This window comes from Bacteroides congonensis (assembly GCF_900130125.1).
GTDB classification, from domain to species: domain Bacteria; phylum Bacteroidota; class Bacteroidia; order Bacteroidales; family Bacteroidaceae; genus Bacteroides; species Bacteroides congonensis.
This window is the reverse complement of the sequence record NZ_FQXY01000010.1, coordinates 1,237,882-1,261,105: the sequence shown is the minus strand read 5'-3', so window position 1 is coordinate 1,261,105 and position 23,224 is coordinate 1,237,882. Positions and strand designations below refer to the sequence as shown.

The 23,224-nt window shown below is 43.1% G+C and carries 13 protein-coding genes and 1 pseudogene; 7 read left to right on the top strand and 7 right to left on the bottom strand.

The window, feature by feature from the left end:
* Nucleotides 1-16: 16 nt before the first annotated feature.
* The 7 genes and pseudogenes from BQ7997_RS16055 to BQ7997_RS16025 all read right to left on the bottom strand — a co-directional run.
* A complete protein-coding gene (locus BQ7997_RS16055) occupies nucleotides 17-2,929 on the bottom strand; it encodes a glycosyl hydrolase 115 family protein (protein ID WP_073347209.1) in 2,913 nt (970 codons plus the stop codon).
* Between the two features lie 179 nt (nucleotides 2,930-3,108).
* Nucleotides 3,109-4,461, bottom strand: coding sequence for a glycoside hydrolase family 99-like domain-containing protein (locus BQ7997_RS16050; RefSeq protein WP_073347208.1), 1,353 nt, complete (start codon nucleotides 4,459-4,461; stop codon nucleotides 3,109-3,111).
* 40 nt (nucleotides 4,462-4,501) lie between these two features.
* Complete coding sequence (locus tag BQ7997_RS16045; RefSeq protein ID WP_044656686.1) at nucleotides 4,502-5,926, bottom strand: L-fucose/L-arabinose isomerase family protein; 1,425 nt, start codon at nucleotides 5,924-5,926, stop codon at nucleotides 4,502-4,504.
* 78 nt (nucleotides 5,927-6,004) lie between these two features.
* Nucleotides 6,005-6,883 carry an AraC family transcriptional regulator gene (locus tag BQ7997_RS16040; RefSeq protein ID WP_073347207.1) on the bottom strand — a complete coding sequence of 293 codons (879 nt, stop codon included), beginning with the start codon at nucleotides 6,881-6,883 and terminating at the stop codon, nucleotides 6,005-6,007.
* A 12-nt stretch (nucleotides 6,884-6,895) separates the two neighbouring features.
* Nucleotides 6,896-10,912, bottom strand: coding sequence for a hybrid sensor histidine kinase/response regulator transcription factor (locus BQ7997_RS16035; protein WP_073347206.1), 4,017 nt, complete (start codon nucleotides 10,910-10,912; stop codon nucleotides 6,896-6,898).
* 96 nt (nucleotides 10,913-11,008) lie between these two features.
* Complete coding sequence (locus BQ7997_RS16030; protein ID WP_073347205.1) at nucleotides 11,009-13,069, bottom strand: acetate--CoA ligase family protein; 2,061 nt, start codon at nucleotides 13,067-13,069, stop codon at nucleotides 11,009-11,011.
* Nucleotides 13,070-13,280: 211 nt separating this feature from the next.
* Nucleotides 13,281-13,466: pseudogene (locus BQ7997_RS16025) on the bottom strand (HU family DNA-binding protein); the annotation flags it as partial.
* An 878-nt stretch (nucleotides 13,467-14,344) separates the two neighbouring features.
* Between BQ7997_RS16025 and metG the strand changes: the two are divergent.
* From metG to BQ7997_RS15985, 7 genes are all read left to right on the top strand, one after another.
* Nucleotides 14,345-16,384: a methionine--tRNA ligase gene (gene metG / locus BQ7997_RS16015; RefSeq protein ID WP_073347203.1), complete on the top strand. Its 2,040-nt coding sequence runs from the start codon at nucleotides 14,345-14,347 to the stop codon at nucleotides 16,382-16,384.
* Between the two features lie 77 nt (nucleotides 16,385-16,461).
* A complete protein-coding gene (locus tag BQ7997_RS16010; protein WP_073347202.1) occupies nucleotides 16,462-17,904 on the top strand; it encodes a lipopolysaccharide biosynthesis protein in 1,443 nt (480 codons plus the stop codon).
* A 4-nt stretch (nucleotides 17,905-17,908) separates the two neighbouring features.
* Nucleotides 17,909-18,811: a glycosyltransferase family 2 protein gene (locus tag BQ7997_RS16005; protein ID WP_073347201.1), complete on the top strand. Its 903-nt coding sequence runs from the start codon at nucleotides 17,909-17,911 to the stop codon at nucleotides 18,809-18,811.
* 122 nt (nucleotides 18,812-18,933) lie between these two features.
* Nucleotides 18,934-20,301: a bifunctional cytidylyltransferase/SDR family oxidoreductase gene (locus BQ7997_RS16000; RefSeq protein ID WP_073347200.1), complete on the top strand. Its 1,368-nt coding sequence runs from the start codon at nucleotides 18,934-18,936 to the stop codon at nucleotides 20,299-20,301.
* Entirely contained in the window at nucleotides 20,298-21,113 is an 816-nt protein-coding gene (locus BQ7997_RS15995; protein ID WP_073347199.1) for a LicD family protein, read from the top strand. The genes BQ7997_RS16000 and BQ7997_RS15995 overlap by 4 nt, the downstream gene beginning before the upstream one ends.
* Nucleotides 21,110-22,126: a hemolysin activation protein gene (locus BQ7997_RS15990; protein ID WP_073347198.1), complete on the top strand. Its 1,017-nt coding sequence runs from the start codon at nucleotides 21,110-21,112 to the stop codon at nucleotides 22,124-22,126. The genes BQ7997_RS15995 and BQ7997_RS15990 overlap by 4 nt, the downstream gene beginning before the upstream one ends.
* Nucleotides 22,099-23,217 (top strand): glycosyltransferase family 4 protein, encoded by a 1,119-nt coding sequence (locus BQ7997_RS15985; protein WP_073347197.1) that lies wholly within the window; start codon nucleotides 22,099-22,101, stop codon nucleotides 23,215-23,217. Before BQ7997_RS15990 ends, BQ7997_RS15985 begins: the two co-directional genes overlap by 28 nt.
* Nucleotides 23,218-23,224: the final 7 nt, after the last annotated feature.

The following is a 23,224-nucleotide window of genomic DNA, read 5'->3' as shown; positions in this document are numbered from 1 at the left end:
TTTCTTCTAATTCCTTTTAATTTATTCTAGTCGATTCAGGCCCCATATACGATTTCTTCAATCCACCGAAATCAACTACAATTTTTTGCAACATCATTCCGGGATGGCCACAATAAATCTTCACTGTATGTTTACCTGGTTTATCAATAAAATGAGTTGTCTTATTGATTCTACAGTTTCTTAGCACACTCTGAATCCACAGAGTACTATAATAAGGCGCACCTGCCTCCGGCAAATATACAGGACTATTATCCACCATTACACCATAACGTGAACCATGTTCATTATCCAATGGGAAAATAGGTAACATATAAGTATATACATCTACAGGACCAGTTTGGAAAGAATAGAAGTCATATTCCAGTACTGGGAACTTGTTACCACGCACTGGAGCAACATAATTAGACGTGAGCAACAACCCGTCATAATAAGGTGTTTTCGCAAAAGGATCTCCCAAACGAACAACCTTATTGTCGAATCCAAGCCCATCTACTATATCGAACTTAATTTCACCAATTTCCTGCTTTCTATGAAACTTTGCAGCATCAATGGATACATAACCGTTATTCTCGACATATAATCCTTTCAAATCTTCAACTGAAGGACCAGCCGGATTAAACACAGACACATATACCGTTTTCTTTTCATTATTATCTGTATAAATATCTACAAATCCAGAACCGTTTTCACCAACTGGAGCTTTACTCCAATCTACGGAAACCGTAATTCGATCCTCATAAAGTGTTTTCCCAGCTTTTTTATCAATCAGAATCCAAGGCGCAGAAGGAGTAGCCTTCCATTCCAAACTTCCCACCCCTTTATTAAAGACATCAATATAATGAGCATCCGGAAGATATTTATTGAAGCAAGGTATTGTATGAAAGTTCACTACACCTTTCTTATTATCCTCCCCTTCACAAGATACACCTAATGTAGGGACAGATTCTAATGTCACTGAATCAACCTTTGCACGCCCGAAAGAACGAGCTCCACCATGAATCAAAGACATCATACCTTTCCATTTACCATTTAATAATGAATTGTATTGTTCTGTTATCAAGACCAAGCTATCTCCATACACTTTAACTTTATCTCTCATCAAATTAGCAGTCGCTCTTTGTTGAGCAGCATAAAGACGATTCTTCTGCCCGCCTAATGTCATCTGATTCACTAAAGCAGCTCCTTTAACATTATAATATACCAATTGGAAAAATGCCGGTACTGCCTCTTTATCCAGTTCTTTCAATATTCTCTCTGCTTTTGCGGCAATACGTTTATAGGCAGCTAATCTCCTGTCAACCTCCTTGTAATTCTGAATAGAAAATTCCGTATCCGTACTCCGTTCCATATATTCAGGTTTCCGGGCAAAGGCCAACTGAAAATAAGTTTGCTGGATATCAGTCAGATCTTCCCTATATTTTTCACCGAATATACGGCAAAGGAAATCGACACTATGTGCATTAATATTATCATAGTTAAAGCTTTCAATATCATAGGCCATATCCATGAATAAATTTATATGATATTCCGCCGGCTTAATATCACCCACATTCACAACCCAAAGTCTGTCAGCAGTAGAACGATAGGCCTTTTCCAACTCCTCATACATCAGTGTAGGAGGAGTAGAAGCTATCCAAAGATAATGTTTTGGAGGTCCCCAATATGAAACATGATAATAAACCCCTGAACGCCCCGAACGTTTACGTTCTTTTGAATTGCTAAGACGCTTCATATATCCAAAGTCATCTTCTGACCATACCAAAGTAACATCATCAGGCAAACTCATTCCATGATCATACGTTTCCAATACTTCTTTATAGGGAGTAAATGCCTGCGGAATTTGATCAGCCGGTTTATTAATTTCGCTAGACAAAATCTCGCGTTGGTCATCAAAAGCTTTTTCCAGTACACGTGCTTGTTCTTCCAATGTCAAATTACCGGCCATCACCGCATCATGAATTCCACGCATAGCCAGGGTGTACACATTCTCAAATTTACCATTCTCATTCACCCGCTTACGCAAGACCTTATTAATACCGTCCCGGTTAGTCACATAGTTCCATTCTCCCATTGTTTTCCGATCCCATTCCGAAGCATTATTAAACAATAATGGTTCACAATGCACTGACCCCATGACAATTGCAAAACTATCCGCTACTAATTTATTATCCGGATAATGATTGAATGCTTTCGTGCATGAATGCATGGCCGGACACAAATAATTAGCTTTCAAGCGAAGCAACAACTCACAAATCTTCGCATAAGTTTTTGGTCCTATATCTCCGACCTCCGGTTCAAAATTCTTAGAGGCCCACGGTTTTAACCCCCAATCCTCATCATTAATAAAGATTCCCCTATATCTGACAGAAGGAGTCTTAGACGAAAAGGTACTAACATTCAAGCATAAAGATTTCTTTTTGTTCACCGGAACATCCGCCCACCAGTACCAGGGAGATACTCCTATGGTTTCAGAGATAGAGAACAATCCATAGGCTGTTCCCCGGCGGTCAGAACCGGCTACTACCAATGCCTTTTTTATTCCCGGGAAAGGATTATCTATTAAATCAATCACATATTGTTCCCAGCCATTACGAATTCTACTAATGTCAATCTTCTTATTCGCCACTAAACGATCTATTGCTTTATTCTTTCCCAAAGTTCCGGCCAGAATAATATACTCTTGTTTAGACGGCAAATCAGATACCAATTTCAATTTTTTATTAGTGACTCGATTTACATCTTCCACCAACAGCCCTGCCGTTCTTCTGACCACTTCCGCATCTGCTTCATCATAACAAACCACTGCTTTAGCAGCAGAAGTAACGATTGGAAAACTTTTTTTGTCCTGCTGTTTATCTGACAGAGTTACCTGTGAATAACCAGTAGTTACAAGACAGAACAACAATAAAAATAAGGTTGCTTTCTTCATTATTTCAAATCTATCTGAGTTTATAAATGTTTTCATGTTATTAGTACTATTGGGAGTTTGTTCCATGTTACAAATGTAGGGAATTCGAGCATTCCAAGATAAAATAAATATCCCAATTAATAAAACAAACGTCCCATACACATTCCTCTAGAATATATATATATAGCTATTCACACAGGTCATATACCATGTATTGAGTGATTATTCTTCTTACCCAAAGCTTCTGCCAGAGCATCAAGCATTCCGTATCCGAAACGATTGTCCGGTAACAAGTAATGTCCTTCAGTCCATTCGTTAAAACAGGCAATAGTCAAAATTGGTGGTACATCTTTATGTTTGTTCAAATAGGCAAAAGCCGACTGTACTAATGCCTTAAAAGATGCCGGGTTCTCACCTTCCAAAATCACACAAGCAGGCCATTTATCCCGATTAGGCTTATCAGGCCGTGCTAATGGCGGGATATATCGAGGAGTGGAATCCCACCCCGGAGAAAGAGAAGGCAAGTAAGGAATCTCAAAATCATGATGATGTTTCGGCCACAACTTAAAAGCTACATCCGCAGCCGCTATTCCATAGTCCGGTAATTCTACATCTTTAGGCTGATAATTATCAGCAACCCATGTAAAAGGATTGTAAGAGCCTGCTGTACTATAGCCCACATATTTAGAATTAGGAGAATAAAATCCTGAAGAATGAAAATGCAAGCCTTTATGTCCCAGCTTCCTGGCAAATTCTGTTAATTCTGCAAATAATTGTTTAGTCTGAGCCACTCCTATCTTCTTCTCCAAACGGTTAGGATCCCAAATACAAATCACGGGTTTTCCATCTATTCTCCAATAATTTTCCAAATGACAATACCTGGATATAATATATGATAAGCTTTGCCAACACTCTTTCAAAGAACTATCCGCAGGTGCAAAACTGGGTGGATAAGCATTATGCCCATTCGTCATTGAAGTAGGGTATAGCACATACCAGGGATGATTGGTCCACATACATGCAAACTTCACGTCATTCCTGTTGGAAGCACGTAAAAAGCCATTCTCCAATGCTTCATGCAGACAAGGTTCATTACCGTACCAATACCAGTCCCAGATAAGCACATCAATTCCACTCTGTTTACATAAATCATTATATTTCTCCCAAGTCTCCGGTTTACTTTCATCGAGTTCACCCAACAATGGCCCCCTAGGCTGAGCATGCCCCGGATACCATGGGCGAGCACTCCTTACAAGATTATATTCTGTCCATCCCGGCCCATAAATTTTATCATGTATGGCAGAAGCATGATAATTAGGGAATGTATAGCATGCTACTGTCAGATTTTGAGGTTTATCCAATAAAGTCACATCGCCTACCAACGTATTCAGGTCTTCTGGCAGCCGAGTCACTGTCGCTTTTTGTTTAGGCGTTGAAATAGTTCTTTCCTCTAAGACTTCTGTTGCATGTAACATTTCCGTACCCACAACAGAAGCAGCCATTACAGCCGCCCCCTTAGCTCCTGCAGATTTTAAAAACGTCCTTCTATCCATAATTATAAGATGATTTTACAGTTATTAAAAGAGAGTTATTCTACTCAATTACAACAATAGGAATATTCAGAAGGAACGCAAGTTTTTTTAGTTCCGAAACTTTATGTCCTACCCCAATCGCACAATGATGTGATGGTCCCGCCTTGCTCCACATATCCATAAAACGACGAGCTCCGCATGGAAAGCGATAACGGCTGTTAGTATTACCGATATGTAAAGTTTCTCCTTGTACAGATTCTCCTTCTGCCGCTAACAAGAAGACTCCGTCTTTTCCTTCACAAACGGATAATAACGTAACATTTCCCGGCTTTACAGTCATTTGAATGGACAATCCTTTTCCCGGCTTACCATGATACAACGGAAGTGGCACCAGCTTTACCTTTTCTTCGGCAATGGCAAAGTGCGCCGGCCCATCATGCCCCAGCATAACAATGTCATCATTAAAGTCCATGGCATAAAATTCAGAGAAAGAGCCGCCAGCTTTCAATAATGACATTATTTTCATCGCTTGTGCGTTCTTTACTTCACATTCTCCTGCAACAGGTATTCCATACCCTGTCAGTAGAGTGTTACCCGCAATAACCGAAGTGACAATATTCTCATAATCATTTCCATTGAAACCCTCATAATAATAAGCCATCGCTCCCAATCGATGAGTTTCCACCAGCTTATCCAAAGCAACAGAAGTACGTGCCGCCCTTACTAGTTCGTCCGACTCACACGACGTTTCTACATCAAATTTATCATAAAACTCATTCAACTTACGTTTCAAATCAACATCCGTCACTTCATCCCTATAAGCTTTTAATTCGCACATTTCCAACAATTCCACATGCGTTCCGAATATTGCGCTTTGTTGCATTACATCGGTATAAACGTCCAGCATTCCACAATAATAATGTCCTAAAATCCCCAGGCGATTCTTACGCATTCCATCTACCGCACGTGCAGCATCTACCCAGGAAGCAATCTCTTTCCATGCCAATTGGTCAGACAAATACCCTGTTATGATATCATATCTAATGCCTGATCGGTTAAATACACTTGCAAACTCCGGAACAGAACAAGCCTGGCAATGAGCTAACCATTCTCCAGTCATCTTTCCCCGATCGCCCATCGAATTGACTTTCTGATAATCAATAGCGGGAACAGGCTGCATATTCAACATGATTACAGGCTTCCCGACTTGTTGTGCAACAGGCAAAACTGTAGACGAAAGAGCATAAGTAGAAATAAACAAAAATACAAATTCGACATCTGCCTGTTTGAGTAATAATGCACTTTCCCCTGCTTTTTGTGGGGAGTCCACTATTCCTACGTTAACTACTTCTACATCCATCTGCTCAATACCCGCACATATTTCCTCCTGATAAGCCAATAAACGGGGAAGAAGTCCCTCAAACTGTCCCCAATATGTATCCAACCCAACTCCCAAAAGCCCTATTCTCACTTTATTCTGCATCATAATTCTGTTTTTTAGTTACGATACAAACTTAGGAACTATTCTACAAAAGAACTTTCAATTATTGCCAGAACAATATAACTATTTGCTACAAAATTCGTCCCGATATTCAACAGGAGATCTCCCCGTCTGTTTTCTAAAGCGGGCAGAGAAATAAGCAGGCGATTCAAAGTTTAGTTGATAAGCTATTTCTTTTATAGGAATAGCTGTAGTAGTTAATAATTCAATAGCTTTTTGTATTCTAAGATTCTGGAGATACTGTACCGGAGCACAATGCATTCGCTCTTTAAACAATTTACGGAAAAGAGAATATCCCATTCCCGTTTTTTCCGCTATCTCTTGCATAGAAACGGATTGGTCTATTAATTCCCGCATAAGTACACAAGCATAATCTATTTTAGAAGAAAAATCGTCGGTTTCTACCCGACGATTCTTATCAATGCTACACATCAATGCTACCAAATAAGTTACCAGCCCACCAAGCACCTGTTGATATAAACTCAGCTCCTCATTGGCTATATTAATAGCTTTTCTAAACAAAAAAACAATCTCATCATTAATGCCTACTCTAAAAACAGGACTTTTTCGCGAACAGTACTCATTTCTCATCCAATTATCAACTTCGGAACCGCAAAACCCAATCCAGTAATGGCTCCAACCCGTTTGATAATTTGGATAATACGTGTGCCATTCTCCTGGAAACAGCACAAATATCATCCCCCGTTTAATCGCAAATACGCCCCCACTCCCCGTTTCAAGTACTCCTTCCCCGTCTGTGACATATATTAACTGATATTCTTTCAAAACACGCCCTTTATCAGGATTAAAATAATAGCCGGCAGAGTGATTATACGTAGGATAAAAAGTATTAGGAGGAATCTCTTCAAACCCCACAGAGGAAATATTCCTATCTAATCCCAAACTATTATTCACAAAATATTTAATAGAAGTTCGTTCCATAATATCCGATATTTATCCAACGAAATCTTTTGGTGATACTCCAAACTGCTTTTGAAAGCACTTAGAAAAATAAGACGGAGAATTAAATCCTACCGTATAGCAAATTTCATTAATCCGATTTTCTCCTTCTTTTAGCAATTGGGCAGCTTTTTTCAAGCGTTCCAAACGAAGATACTCATTCGGGCTTAAGTCCAAAACACCTTTTATCTTACGATAAAAGTTAGAACGACTCATATTCATACCATCCGCCATATTTTCCATACAGAAATCCGGATTACTGAGATTCATTTGAATCACTTCATTCAATCTTTGTATAAACTCCTCGTCAGCCTTAGTTAATGCCATTGTATTAGCTGCCACAAAAGGAGATTGCGTAAATGCCTGCCGCAGTTTTTCCCGATTCTGAATTAAATTAGAAGCACAAGCATGTAAATATTCTACAGAAAAAGGTTTTTCAATATAGGCATCCGCACCTAACTCCATCCCTTCGATTTTTGACTGAATATTCGTTTTGGCTGTCAACAGAATCACCGGAATATGACTATAAGTCAAATCAGATTTTATCTTCTTACATAGTTCAAAACCATCCATAACTGGCATAACAACATCACTAATCACCAGACTTACATAATGCCCATCTAATATCTCTAATGCCTCAGAGCCATTAGTAGCAGTCAAGACAGCATAGCTATCCGCCAATTGCCGAGCCACAAAAGCAAGCATATCAGGATTATCTTCTACAATCAACACTGTCGACCTATCTTCCCTATCTTCAGCTTGTTCTGTATGTGCCTCTATTACAGATTCGACTCCGACAGTTACTTCAGAAGCTAATTTAATCGTCGTGTTTTGGACTACTGGAAGTGTCAGATAAAAACAATTCACCTCTTCCCCTTCCAACATGGCCAAGCTTCCCTGGTGCAACTCTGCCAATGAACGAGATAAAGCCAATCCAATACCAGTGCCAGTAGTAACTCTGCCGTCATCTTTTTCATTAAAGCGCACAAATGGCTTAAATATCTCTTCCTTCATTTCATCCGGAATAATCACTCCATCGTTTATTGTACGAAGATGGAATACCTTTTGCTCTTCACTATCATCGATCTCCAAAAAGATATGCACGTAAGTTTCCGCATACTTTACTGCATTATTAAGCAAATTACTTACAATCTTAGTAAACGCCTCTCTATTAATATGTGCATAAAAATCCTGTGCAGGCACATTTAGTAGAAATTTCAAACCTTTCTGCTTAGCCAAAGAAGTAAAACGCCTGTGGGTTTCCTTTAGTACCTCTGTGATATTGCATTCAATAAAATTCAATCGAAACTCCTGACTCTCCGTTTTCCGGAAATCCAATAGCTGATTCGTCAGGTTTAACAAACGTTCCGTATTCTGTTTCATAATATCCAGATCTTCACGCGTCTCCTGATCAACTTCTTTCTTTAAAATAATATTTTCCAATGGTCCTTTTATCAAAGTCAAAGGAGTGCGTATTTCATGAGCTACATTCGTAAAAAAGTCAATTTTTGCATGGTATACTTCCCTTTCTTTCTCCTGTTCAAATTTCTCCATTTGCCGACGATGCTTTCTATTACTCCGCCGTTTAAAATAAAGGAATGTATAGACAGAGCAACCAACAATCAACAGTGCATAAACAAAATAAGCCCAAATAGAAAAATAAAAAGGAGGAAGAATATGGATGCTCAAGGTTATCCCTTCTTCATTCCATACCCCGTCGCTATTGGAAACTTTCACCCGGAAAGTGTAGTTACCATACCGCAGGTTGGAGTAAGTGACGATGGGGCTTTCACCAACCGTCAACCAGTCTGCATCAAAGCCGTCCAACTTATACATAATCTTGCTCATCTTGGGAGCTTGAAAATCCAATGCAGCCAAACGGAAAGAGAATGAGTTCTGATTGGACTGAAGCACAAGTTCGTCGGAAAAGGTGATGCTCTTCTCCAACGGAGAACCCGGTTCGCCTACATATACATCTTTACCAAAGAGCAGAAAATCCGTAATTACGATAGACGGAAGCGACTTGTTCTCTGAAAAATTCTTGGGATTGAAAGCTACAAAGCCGTCGATACTTCCCAGATAAATCGTACCGTCTTCCGTCTCGAAGCTTGAACGATAATTAAACTGGTCGCCCAGCAGACCGTTGGAAGTGGTATATACTTTTATCGCTCCGGTAGTGGGTTGGAAACATACCAGACCATTATTGGTTGTCAGCCAGAAAAGTCCGTCCTTGTCTTCTACAATTTGGTAAACGACATCATTCGGCAATCCGTCAGCCAGATTATAGCTAGTGAAGGTTTCCGTTTCCGGATGGAACCGGCAGAAGCCACCACCCTGCGTTGTCAGCCAGACCTGTCGATGGGAATCTTCGAAGATACTTACCACTTTATCATAAGGAAGGCTCTTCGGATTATTGTCATCATGCAGATAATTCTTCCATCTTTTCTCACTTACATTATAACAGTAAGCACCGTTTGCATAAGTTGCCAGCCAAAGATTCCCGCCGGAATCCTCCTTTATATCATATACAAATTTACCGTTCAACTCCGGTATGCGGTCGAAATCATCAGTCTGTTTGTTGTAACGCAACAGGCCAAATAATGTGCCTAAATAAATATCTCCCGTCGTTGTCCGGCAAATGGAGAAGACACTGTTGTCTATCAATGAACGGGGCGAATCTGTTTTCTGATAGGTTTTCACAATCGCTCCCGTGCGTGTGTCTACCACTTTTACTCCTTTGGAGAAAGTGCCTACCCAAAGGTAGTCATTGACCAGACATAGCCCGTGCACATTGGTGAAAGCATTGCTCGGGGTGAAGAAAGAGAAAGTCTTGGTCTTCGGGTTAAAGCGGTTCAAGCCACCGTCTTCCGTGCCAATCCACAAGATTCCCTGATTATCCTGGCAGAATTCACGTACCCGCTTTCCATGCAGCCCGTTTTCTGTCCCCTTCGGATAATATTTCTCAAAATTCGTATAGAAACGGGGGTAATAGTTTACGCCGCCGAAATAAGAACCAATCCAGATGCCACCTTCACGATCTTTGCACAGCGAATAAATAGCATTATCGGACAAGGAGTAAGGGTCATTGATCGAACTGCGCAAATGAACATATTTTCCCAACCTGAGATTATAAATATAAAGCCCTGATTCGGAAGCGATCCACAATTCATTGTCAGAGGCAACAAGCAGTTCCCGACAAAAGACCGACTCCCCATGTTCATCTGCCAGGAGCAAATCGTGCAATTTGTTTGAAGTCAGATTCAGTTCCTTTACTCCACCTTTCAAGGAACCCACATACAGGCAGTTATATGCTCCTTTCACAAGGCTTATCACTACGTCGTTCGCATAAGTTTCTTTATTCTCAGTAGGGGAAAGATAAGGATGGAGTGTCTTCAGCCGGTCTTTCGAATAGAAAAGTCCGTCACCATAACAACCTATCCAAAGGGTTCCGCTATTGTCGAAAACGAACGTCTGCACATTGGTGGTGAGGAAAGAGAAATCTTTTAAGGTATAATTCTGAAGTTGCCTTTTCTCCAAATCATAGCAAAAGAGTCCTTGAGATTCAACCGCTACCCAAACGCATCCTTGATTGTCTCCTGATATTGCGGTTACAGTATGTTCTATCCTTGTACTCTCTGCACTCAGTTCCGTAAAATGCCGGAAAAAGTCTTTCTCCGGATCGTAGATATAGAGCCCTACGTCCGTACCTACCCAGATATTTCCTTTCGCATCTTCATAAAGCGCAGTGATGAAGTTATTTCCGATACTCCGTTGGCTACGGTCGTCGTGTTTGAATTTGCGAAATGATAATCCGTCATAGCGGTTCAGTCCGTCTTTCGTACCGAACCACATAAAACCTTGCTTGTCCTGCAAGATTGCATTGACGGTATTCTGGGATAATCCGTTCTGTACGCTTAAGTTCTTGAAATAATAATGATCATCTGCTACTTGCGCACAGCAGAGTATCGGATAAAAAATGAGACAGATTAAAAGTATCAGGACTTTCTTCATAATACGTGTTTTCTAGCTTTCCGTTTGAGTTACCAAATGTAGGCAAAATTACAACAGAAAGATAGAAAATACGTCTCAATGAATGAAAGAATCGTCCTATTTCTCTATTCTGATACGGGCATCGACAGCTACAACAGCCTTTTCAGTTGCCAGAAGCGGGTTTATATCCATTTCTTTGATTTCTGTCGCAAAGCGGAGCAAGGTAGAAAGACGGACTATAATTTCCGCGAATTTATCCTCATTCACTCCTTTCTGTCCACGTGTCCCCTGTATGATTTTATAGGTGCGCAGCGAGTGAATCATCGAATAAGCTTCTTCGTAAGAAAGCGGAGCCAAACCGGAAGAAACGTCTTTCAGCACTTCCACAAAGATACCGCCCAATCCACAAAGTACCACATGCCCGAACTTCTCTTCGTACTTCGCACCGATAAAGAGTTCCGTTCCCCGCAGCATCGGTTGTACCATGATTGCCTTCGCGTCAGCAATCTGCATCATACGTTCAAATTCCAAAGCCAAGTGTTGCTCGCTTTTGATATTCAACACCACTCCGCCAACGTCTGATTTATGCACGGGGCCGACAACTTTAACCACTACCGGGAATCCGCATCGACGTCCGAAAGCCACTACTTCTTCCTTGTTATCCGAGACGAACTCGTCTACAATCGGAATGCCGGCTGCATGAAGCAAGGCCTGTACATGGTGAGGTTCGATATACCCATCTTCCGGAATAGAATCAATAACCCGACGAATCCTCGGAACATCGACTCCGAACAGTTCAATCTCAGGAGCGGCAGGTTTAGGGGCATTAACGATACGCGAAAGAGCTGTTCCCAATGTTACTTCATCCGCAAAATTCACGTGTCCTTTCGCCAAAAATGCCGCAACTTCGGCTCCGGCTGTATTGATGGAAGGAAGAATCGGGAAAATCGGTTTGCTGCACACTTGCATCTTCTCATGGAGTACGTCGTACATCTCAAACATGGTGACCAGTCCCGGTGTTCCGAAGATAGCCATCATGGCATCTATATTTTCAAATTTCTCTTCGCAGTAATCAATGCAGAGACGCAGATGTTCGGGAGTTCCCGTAGCGAGAATATCAATCGGATTTCCAACGGCAGCACCCGGAAAGAGTTGTACTTTCAAATCTTCTAACAACTCGCCTTCCAGTTTCGGAACGTTCAACCCGCCTTTGCTTAGTGCATCCGTCAACATCACTCCCGGCCCTCCGGCATGCGTGATAATGGCAAAATTCTTTCCTTTCAGTTCAGGCAGAGTAAATACACAGCCAACCGTAGTCAATTCCTCACGGGAGAAACAGCGTACAATCCCCGCTTTACGGAACAAAGCCTCAACTGCTGAATCCGAACTGGCAATAGCTCCCGTATGTGACGAAGCCGCCCGACTTCCGCTTTCAGAACTTCCCGCCTTTATCGCTGCAATTTTGCATCCTTTCCTTATCAGCGAAGAAGCATGAAACAATAGCCTGTCAGGATTCTGGATACTTTCAATATAGAGTAGTTTGATATGGGAGTCTTTTTCCGGATTGAAGTTTTCATCCATGAATTGCAGTACATCTTCCACACCAATTTGCTTGGCATTTCCCACCGACCAGACGGAATTGAACTGCAAACCTTTCGTTACGGCACTTTCCAAGATGAATACCGCCGTAGCCCCGGAACTGGATACCAAATCTACGCCTTTCGGATTCAAATTGGGAATCGGCTGGCTGAATACGCTGTGATGCCATGTGTTCATTAGGCCGATACAATTAGGGCCAATCAATGAAGCTCCATATTTATTGACTGTTTCCAGAATCCGTTCTTCCAGTAATGCTCCCTCATGGGTTTCCTCGCCAAATCCGGCAGAAAGTATGATAAACGCACGAGTTTGTTTTGTACCAGCCAATGTTTCCACAATATCGGGACACATCACGGCAGGCACAGCCAATACTGCCAAGTCCGTATCAGGCAGTTCTTTCACGTCTGCAAAGGCAGGCACTCCCTGTACTTCCTTCTCTTTCGGGTTTACTGCCCGAAGTTCTCCCTGATAACCTCCGTTTATCAAATTCTTCAATATTGCGCCACCCGGCTTATGTACATTATTCGATGCCCCTACTACAACAATGCTTTCGGGACGAAGCAACTGGGTTGTTATCATATCATGCTCTTGTTTTCGTTTAACTCAGGTACAAATATATTCTTTCTTATGAGAAAAAAGAAAGAAAAAGGGGAGAAATATATGCGAAAATATAGGATAAGAGAAAGAAAGATTAGAAAATCTGATTAATTATGCTGACTTATTGATTAATTAAAGAACTACTCTAATATAAATTGGTGATTAGTCAACTTTAATCAGGGTAATACAGTACAGCCACTATCACCAGGTTATCAAGCGTGTTCTTCACATCACCTATGGAGAGAGACGAGTAAGCGGCGATCTCTTTGGCGAGTTGGGTGGTTGTCACGTTGGCCGTGTATATCACACAGGGATGAAATAGTTTCTTTTTGTTCTTGTCTTCCAGAACCGACTGGAAGGGTTTGTACAATACTGGCATAATTGTAATAGTTTTTTATGTTGATAAATTAGTTTAGTTTTGTCCTCAAGCTTAATGACACTGCAAAGATAAGGGCTTTATTCAGACTGACCCAATCATTTTTTCAAAGTGCGTTCATAAATTAATTAATCACCACAGAAAGTGTTGTAGCCCATTGTTCGATAGTTGCAGGTTCGTAATATCTTCCTGCATCAAGGCTTTCCTTCTTTTCAAAATTCTCTCCTCCTTCGTCCCCTCCTTGAGGAGGGTTAGGGAGGTGGTTTATTTTGTTTTTGTTTGTTTTACTTTGTTTTGTGTACTCAATGTTACAATTTTGAGCTGTATTGTTACAGAATCGACACTTCATGTAACATCATACGCAGTTTTATTAACAGTATCCCGGTTTTTGATTACCGAATCCAAAGTGCATCAACTTCCGTGTTCTTGTTATGAAAAATATGGAAATATCGCCGGCAAGTTGGATGTATAGATGTTGGAAACAGCCTATATAGTTGCTGAAGATTGGATATATAGATGCTGGAAATAGCCCATATAGTTGCTGTAAGCAGGACATATAGATGCTGAAAACGGCCTATATAACTGCTACAAATCGGGCAATAACTCCTCATGGCTATCCGGCAAGTTTCTCTCCGCATCCGGCAAGCATTTGAGAACGTACAATAATGTAAACTTTCACTACAAAAAAGCATTAAGTCACATTGATTTCTTTTTACCTGTTTTTTATTCCGAACGTTTCTGTTTCATTCCGCGACCACTTCGTCATGAAATAATCTGTGTAAATCCGTATAATCTGTGGTGAAAAATCAATATCTTTGCACATTGCAAAGCTGAGAGCAACAAAATCAGCAAAGCTGAAAACAATAAAATCACACTATACAATGGAAAAGAAATTCAAGAGAACCACCGTCACATCGGCATTGCCGTATGCGAACGGGCCTGTCCACATCGGTCACTTGGCCGGTGTATATGTACCGGCAGATATCTATGTGCGTTATCTGCGTCTGAAGAAAGAAGATGTATTATTCATCGGCGGTTCGGACGAACACGGGGTGCCCATCACTATCCGCGCAAAAAAAGAAGGAATCACTCCGCAAGATGTAGTAGACCGTTACCATACGCTGATAAAGGAATCATTCAAAGAGTTCGGTATCTCATTCGACGTATACAGCCGCACCACTTCACAGACGCATCACGACTTGGCTTCGGATTTCTTCAAGACATTGTATGACAAGGGAGAATTTATCGAAAAAACTTCCGAACAATATTACGACGAGGAAGCAAAGACATTCCTTGCCGACCGTTATATCACCGGAGAATGTCCGCACTGCCACTCGGAAGGAGCCTACGGCGACCAATGCGAGAAATGCGGAACCTCACTCTCGCCGACAGACCTTATCAATCCGAAAAGCGCCATCAGCGGCAGCAAGCCGGTGATGAAAGAAACCAAGCACTGGTATCTCCCTCTCGACAAGCACGAAAGCTGGCTGCGCAAATGGATTCTCGAAGACCATAAAGAATGGCGTCCGAACGTGTACGGCCAATGCAAGAGCTGGCTCGACATGGGACTGCAACCACGTGCCGTAAGCCGTGACCTCGACTGGGGTATCCCTGTTCCCGTGGAAGGGGCGGAAGGAAAGGTGCTTTACGTATGGTTTGACGCTCCTATCGGATACATCTCCAACACGAAAGAACTTCTTCCCGATAGCTGGGAGACATGGTGGAAAGACCCTGAAACCCGTCTGCTGCACTTTATCGGAAAAGACAATATCGTGTTCCATTGCATCGTGTTCCCCGCCATGCTGAAAGCGGAAGGCAGCTATATCCTGCCGGACAATGTGCCAAGCAACGAGTTCCTGAACCTGGAAGGAGACAAAATCTCCACTTCACGCAACTGGGCTGTATGGTTGCACGAATATCTGGTGGATTTTCCGGGCAAACAAGATGTGCTCCGCTATGTACTGACCGCCAATGCCCCGGAAACAAAAGATAACGACTTCACCTGGAAGGATTTCCAGGCACGTAATAATAACGAACTGGTTGCCGTATACGGTAACTTCGTGAATCGCGCCATGGTACTGACTCAGAAATACTTCGACGGGTGCGTGCCCGCACAGGGCGAGTTGACCGACTACGACAAGGAGACACTGAAAGAATTTGCCGACGTAAAAGCGGAAGTGGAAAAGCTGCTCGACGTATTCAAATTCCGTGACGCACAGAAAGAAGCGATGAACCTGGCACGTATTGGCAATAAATACCTTGCCGACACCGAACCGTGGAAACTGGCAAAAACAGACATGGAACGTGTGGGAACCATCCTGAACATCTCCTTGCAACTGGTTGCCAATCTTGCCATCGCTTTCGACCCGTTCCTGCCGTTCAGTTCGGAGAGACTCCGTAAAATGCTGAACATGGATACTTTCGAATGGTCTGAACTGGGAAGAGACAATCTGCTTCCCGTAGGTCACCAGTTGAACAAGCCGGAATTGTTGTTCGAGAAAATCGAAGATGCCACTATCGAAGCGCAGGTACAGAAGTTGCTCGATACGAAGAAGGCCAACGAAGAAGCCAACTACAAAGCCAATCCGATTCGCCCGAACATCGAATTCGATGATTTCACGAAACTGGATATCCGTGTAGGCACTATCCTCGAATGTCAGAAAGTTCCGAAAGCTGATAAACTGCTGCAATTCAAGATTGACGACGGACTGGAAACACGTACCATCGTGTCGGGCATTGCCAAACATTACCAACCGGAAGAACTGGTAGGCAAACAGGTTTGCTTCATCGCCAACCTTGCTCCGCGCAAGCTGAAAGGCATCGTCAGCGAAGGCATGATTCTGAGTGCCGAGAATAACGACGGCAGCCTGGCAGTTATCATGCCGGGACGTGAAGTGAAGCCGGGTAGCGAAGTAAAATAACAACCAACATAATCAGAGAATACATGAAAAGCTATCCATGCGCGTAGCCTTTTCATGTATTCTTTGCTAATAATGATATGAGCGAGGGACAATCACTAAAAGAGAAAACAGCAAAAGGATTATTCTGGGGCGGGTTCAGTAACGGCATACAGCAGTTGCTTAATTTACTTTTCGGGATTTGCCTGTCCCGCCTTCTCAATGCCTCTGATTATGGAATGGTGGGAATGCTCACCATCTTCTCATTGATAGCGGGTTCACTGCAAGAAAGTGGTTTTGTCGCAGCACTAACTAATAAAAAGGAAATCACTCATCAAGATTACAATGCTGTATTCTGGTTCAGTAGCGGATTAAGCCTTTGCCTATATACCTTATTATTCTTCTGCGCCCCTCTTATTGCCGACTTTTACCAAATTCCGGAACTGACCGCATTGGCCCGTTTCTCGTTTCTAGGTTTCTTCATTGCCAGCCTGGGGACCTCACAAAGCGCGTATCTGTTCCGCAATTTACAAGTAAAACAAAAAACAACAGCCTCTCTCATCGGACTGATTATATCCGGTATCATCGGAATCCTAATGGCCTACTGCGGCTTTTCATATTGGGGAATAGCCACACAAAGCCTAGTCTACGTAAGTGTGACTACAGCCTATTTTTGGCATTACTCACCGTGGCGTCCTACCCTGCATATAGAATTATCACCCTTGAAAGAGATGTTCTCTTTCAGTGCCAAATTATTAATAACCAATATATTCAACAATATCAACAACAACTTATTTTCCATCATCCTAGGAAAATTCTACTCAGAGAAAGAGGTAGGTTATTTCAATCAGGCCAACAAGTGGAACATGATGGGATATTCTTTTATTGCCGGAATGATAAGCAATATAGCGCAGCCCACATTTGTGCAAGTGTCCGAAAACAGAGACCGCCAGTTACGTATTTTCCGTAAAATGCTTCGATTCACAGCCTTCGTCTCCTTTCCACTCATGCTGGGATTATCATTAATTGCTCCCGATCTTATCATTATCGCCATTACGGATAAATGGGCAGAGAGTGCCCGAATACTGCAAATCATAAGCATTGGAGGAGCTTTCGTCCCCATTACCACATTATACACCAATCTGATAATCAGCAAAGGGAAATCCAACATTTACATGTGGAACACGATATGCCTGGGACTACTGCAACTGTTTTCAATGCTTATGCTTTATCCTTATGGCATCCATACTATGATTGTCTTCTATATAATCATTAATACTGGCTGGCTCCTCATTTGGCAGTACTTTGCATGGCGCGAAATACGAATCACACTGTTGATGACCATCAAAGATGTTTTCCCATTTTTCATCATTGCCCTGAGCAGCATGCTGCTAACTTATCTATTCACTCAGAATATCAACAATATCTACTTCGCATTAATAGCCAAAATCAGTATTGCGGCCATCTTATATATAGGGGTCATGTGGGGAAGCAACTCCGTCACCTTCAAAGAATGTCTGAACTATTTATTAAAAAAAGTATAATCATATGATAAGAATCAGTATAATCATACCTTTATACAATAAGGAGCCATATATCAAAAGATGTATTCAGTCCATCCTTGACCAGACATACCAGTCGTTCGAAATCATCATCATCAATGATGGAAGCACCGATAGGAGCATTGAAATAGCAAAAGAATTCAATGATAAAAGAATCCGGATTTTCAATCAAAACAATGCCGGCGTATCAGCCGCACGCAACCGGGGAATCAGAGAGGCACAATATCCGTATATAGCTTTCCTGGATGCAGACGATGAATGGGCTCCCCCGCACCTGGAACAAATACATACACTGATGCTCAAATATCCGGCATATAATGTTTACGGCACATTCTACAAAAACATTGAAAAGGGAACAGCCAGCAGCCCCGTCCTCAAAGGTATCCGCTTGCAGAAAAATGAAGGTATCATCACCAATTACTTCCGGATATGTGCCTTAGGAGAATCACCAATTCACATTGGTTCCATCGTTGCCAAAAAAGACATATTCAATGATTTTGTTTCATTTCCCACAGGAATCACATCAGGAGAAGATATCTATACATTAGCCTGTATGATGCTTGACAATGACCTCGTCTATTCCAAATCGCCAAGCTATATCCGGCATATGACGCCAAATGACCGTATAGCCCCGAGAAATAACCCTATAGACAGAAAATTCGATCTGCTTATAAAGATAGCTCCGCACAAGAAATACATTCGGCAGTTTGTTGCTTCATGGCATAGACGAAGAATGGTAGCGGGCATTGAGAAAAAAGATATGCGCCTATTTCTGAAACATCTCATTAAGTCATTAACTATATATCCGTTTCAAAGAAAAGTATACACAACAAGCCTGATTATGTTCTATCGTTCAATCTCCAGGTCAGTCACTAATAAACAGAAATAAGTATAAAGAAGCGGAAAGCACTTTATACGCGTACTTTCCTTCATCCGCTTTATTTGTGCATATGCTATACACGTATTTCAAACTATAATCACTACTTTTGTACAGTCTTAAAAAATAAATGCATGAAAAGGAACATAGCTATTATACTGGCAGGCGGAGTAGGCAGCCGATTGGGACTGTCGACACCTAAACAATTTTTCAAGGTAGCAGGCAAAATGGTAGTGGAACATACTATCGACGCATTCGAAGGCAATCCGCATATAGACGAAATAGCCATTGTCTCCAACCCTTTCTATATCTCCGACATCGAATCCATCATTATCAAGAACGGATGGAAGAAAGTGAAGAAAATACTCAAAGGAGGAGAAGAAAGATACCATTCCAGCCTGTCGGCCATCAACGCTTACGAGGGAGAAGACGTTAATCTGATCTTCCACGACGCCGTACGCCCTCTGGTCAGCCAACGGATTATCAACGACGTAATTGAAGCACTGAAAACTTATAAAGCCATTGACGTGGCGATGCCGGCTACGGACACGATCATAGAAACCGAGGGGGATTTCATCCGGAGCATCCCTGACCGCAGCAAGCTGAAACGCGGTCAGACCCCACAGGCATTCCATATAGAAAGCATCCGCCGGGCATACGAGAATGCCCTGAAAGACCCGCATTTCAAAGTGACCGACGACTGCGGTGTGGTCGTGAAGTACCTGCCCGAAGTGCCCGTCTACGTCGTAACGGGTGAAGAAAGTAATATGAAGCTGACCTACAAGGAAGATACTTACCTGCTGGACAAGTTTTTCCAATTACGCAAAAGCGAGTTGAGCAACCTTCCCCGCGAAGAATCACAACTCAACAATAAAGTGGCGGTCATCTTTTGCGGAAGCTACGGTATCGGAGCGGATATCGCCCGCATCTTGCAGGAAAAAGGAGCACAAGTGTTCTGTTTCTCCCGCAATCTGAACGGAACGGATGTAGGCTGCAAAGAACAAGTGGCGGATGCGCTCAAGAACGTATATCGGCAGACGGAGCGGATAGACTACATCATCAATACTGCCGGCGTACTGAACAAAGAGCCGTTGGTCAGCAGTGACTACCGGACCATCAGCAATGCGGTGAACACCAACTACATGGGAACAATCAACGTGGCACTCGAAGCCTATCCTTACCTGAAAGAGAGCAAGGGGAAGCTGATATTCTTCACTTCCAGTTCCTACACAAGGGGCAGGGCTTTCTACAGCATCTACTCGTCCACGAAAGCCGCAATTGTAAACTTCGTACAAGCCATCGCACAAGAGTGGGAATCGTTCGGCATCAGTGTCAACTGCATCAACCCCGAACGAACCAAAACCCCGATGCGCGTCCACAATTTCGGGATCGAACCGGAAGACAGCCTGCTCTCTTCCGAAAAAGTGGCTATGGCTACCGTACAGTCGCTGCTCACCGAATTTACCGGTCAGGTGATTGACATTAAAAGAAATGAATTATGAGCAATCCGTACTTATCCGCCTACGTAGCGCAAAACCTGCGCGCCTGCCAATTGAAGCAGCTTTCCATCCTCGAAGAGGTAGACCGTATCTGCCGGAAGCACCAGATAAGCTATTGGCTGGATGGCGGCACGCTTCTCGGAGCTGTACGCCACGGCGGATTTATCCCCTGGGACGATGACATTGATTTGGGAATGCTCCTGCCCGACCTGCAACGGTTCATCAAAGTGGCCCCCGCCGAACTGTCCGAATCTTTATTCCTGCAGACTCCGGAAAGCGACCCGCTGAACAAAGAGCCTATCATCAAGATACGTGACTTGAACTCACTTTACATAGAAGCGGGAGATACATTCGACGTCAGTTATGAGAAAGGGCTTTTCCTGGATATTTTCCCGTTTATCCCTTACCCAAGCATTCCGCGGTCGTGGGTGAAGAAGCTGTGCAAAGGCATATCCACCAGTTATTCCATCCTGCACGCACGTCATTATTACAGTTTGCGCTCGTTTGTCGAATTCTTCTATTTCGGCGCAAAGAATATTGCGTACAGAAGTATATGGGGCCTTTTATGCCTGCTCTACAAAAAAGACACTTACCTGTCCAACGTATTGATAAACAACGGTTACGGCATCATGCACCGTAATGACTCCGTATTCCCCCTTTCGGAAATCACCTTCGAAGGGAAAACGTTCATGGCTCCGGCCGATCCGGATGCCTATCTGAAAGATTTATACAGGAACTATATGGACATCCCGCCCAAGGAGAAGCAGATGGTCCATGCCATTTATATTCATCCGGAATTAACAAAGAAACCATGAAACCCGCCCTCGTAGATGTCGCAGTATTGATACTGTTCTTCAACCGCCCGCAACAGTTGTCGCAAGTGTTCGGGCAAGTAAGGAAAGCACGTCCGTCCCGGCTGTTCCTCTATCAGGACGGAGCGCGGGACGAGCGCGACCTGCCGGGGATAGAAGCCTGCCGTGAAATCGTGTCGCAGATAGACTGGGAGTGCGAGGTGGAGCATCTTTATCAGGAAAAGAATTTCGGCTGTGACCCTTCGGAATACCTTTCGCAGAAATGGGCTTTTTCGAAAATCGACAAGTGCATCGTACTGGAAGACGACGATGTGCCGTCCGTCTCCTTTTTCCGCTTTTGCAAGGAGATGCTGGACAAATACGAGCATGATACGCGTATCAGCATGATTGCCGGATTCAATCCTGAAGAAATCACGAAAGATATCCCTTATGATTATTTCTTCACCACTACCTTCTCCATATGGGGGTGGGCGAGCTGGCGGCGTGTAGTCGACCAATGGGACGAGTTTTACAGTTTCCTGGACGACTCTTTCAATATGAAGCAGCTTGAGCAGCTTATCAAGGAACACAAGTTCCGGAGTGACTTTATCTATATGTGCCGGCGCCATCGTGAGCACCAGAAGGCTTATTATGAAACGATTTTCCATGCTTCCATCCTGTTCAACTCAGGGTTGAGCATCGTGCCTACACGCAATATGATTAATAACTTGGGGGCGACGGCAGATTCCACCCATTTCGCCGGTTCGGTTCATACGCTGCCCGAAGGATACCGGCGTATCTTTACGATGAACCGCTACGAAACGGATTTCCCGCTGAAACATCCCCGCTACGTCATCGAGAATGTAGCATACAAGGAAAGCGTCTACCGCATCATGGGATGGGATCATCCGTGGATCAAGATAGGACGTTCGTTCGAAGAACTGTTCCTCAACCTGAAATACGGCAATTTCTCTATCATTACGAAAGCTGTCAAAAACCGGATAAACAAATGGCTGAAAAGAAACAAGCATCATTAAACAACCTGCTTACCATCTATTTTTATCATACCCGCCTCACACGGGAAAGTTACGAGGAATGGAAAGAGTATAAATTCCCCGGACATATTCTGTACGGACTCCCTTTACTGGAGAATCACGGGATACGCTCCGTGATGCACAAATACAAATTCTTCCCCAGCCGCCTGAAGCTCATGCTTTATACAGCCAAAGAGATTCTGTTCTGCAAAGAAAAATACGATGTACTCTACGCCACTTCCTTCCGGGGGATAGAGCCCGTCATCTTCCTTCGCGCCCTGGGGCTTTATCGCAAGCCGATTGTTATCTGGCATCATACGGCAGTTGTCACCAGTCCCAAACTCTGGCGCGAACAGATTTCCCGGCTTTTCTATAAAGGTATAGACAAGATGTTCCTGTTCAGCCAAAAGCTGATTCAGGATTCACTGAAAACACAGAAAGCTCCACTCCGCAAACTAAAGCTCATACATTGGGGGCCGGATCTTCCTTTTTATGACCATCTGCTTGCGGAAATGCCGAACCGGAAACCCGAAGGATTCATCTCTACTGGCAAGGAGAACCGGGATGTGGCCACGCTTCTTCAGGCATTCTCCCCGACAAAAGAGGAACTGGATTTATATATCGCCGTCTCATGCGGAAATATCAATTACAAAAATAGAATCGACCGCTATTCATTGCCCAGTTCCATCCATATTCACTACACGGACGGAGTGATTCCCTACGAACTGGGCAAACTCGTGGCACGCAAAAGCTGTATTGTCATCTGCTGCCTGGATTTCCCGTATACGGTAGGACTGACCACGCTTGTAGAAGCATTCGCCCTCGGCATCCCCGTGATCTGCTCGCGCAATCCCAACTTTGAAATAGACATCGACAAAGAAGGAATAGGAATCACCGTAGAATACAACGACGTGCAAGGTTGGACAGACGCCATCCTCTACATCGCCAACCATCCCGAAGAAGCACGCCGCATGGGTGAAAAAGCCCGCAAACTGGCGGAAGAACGCTTTAACCTCGAGATCTTTTCGCGTGAAATAGCAGAAAGCTTACTGGAAATATCCGACATTTCCTCTAAAAACCGTAACTTTGCATAAACTTTTA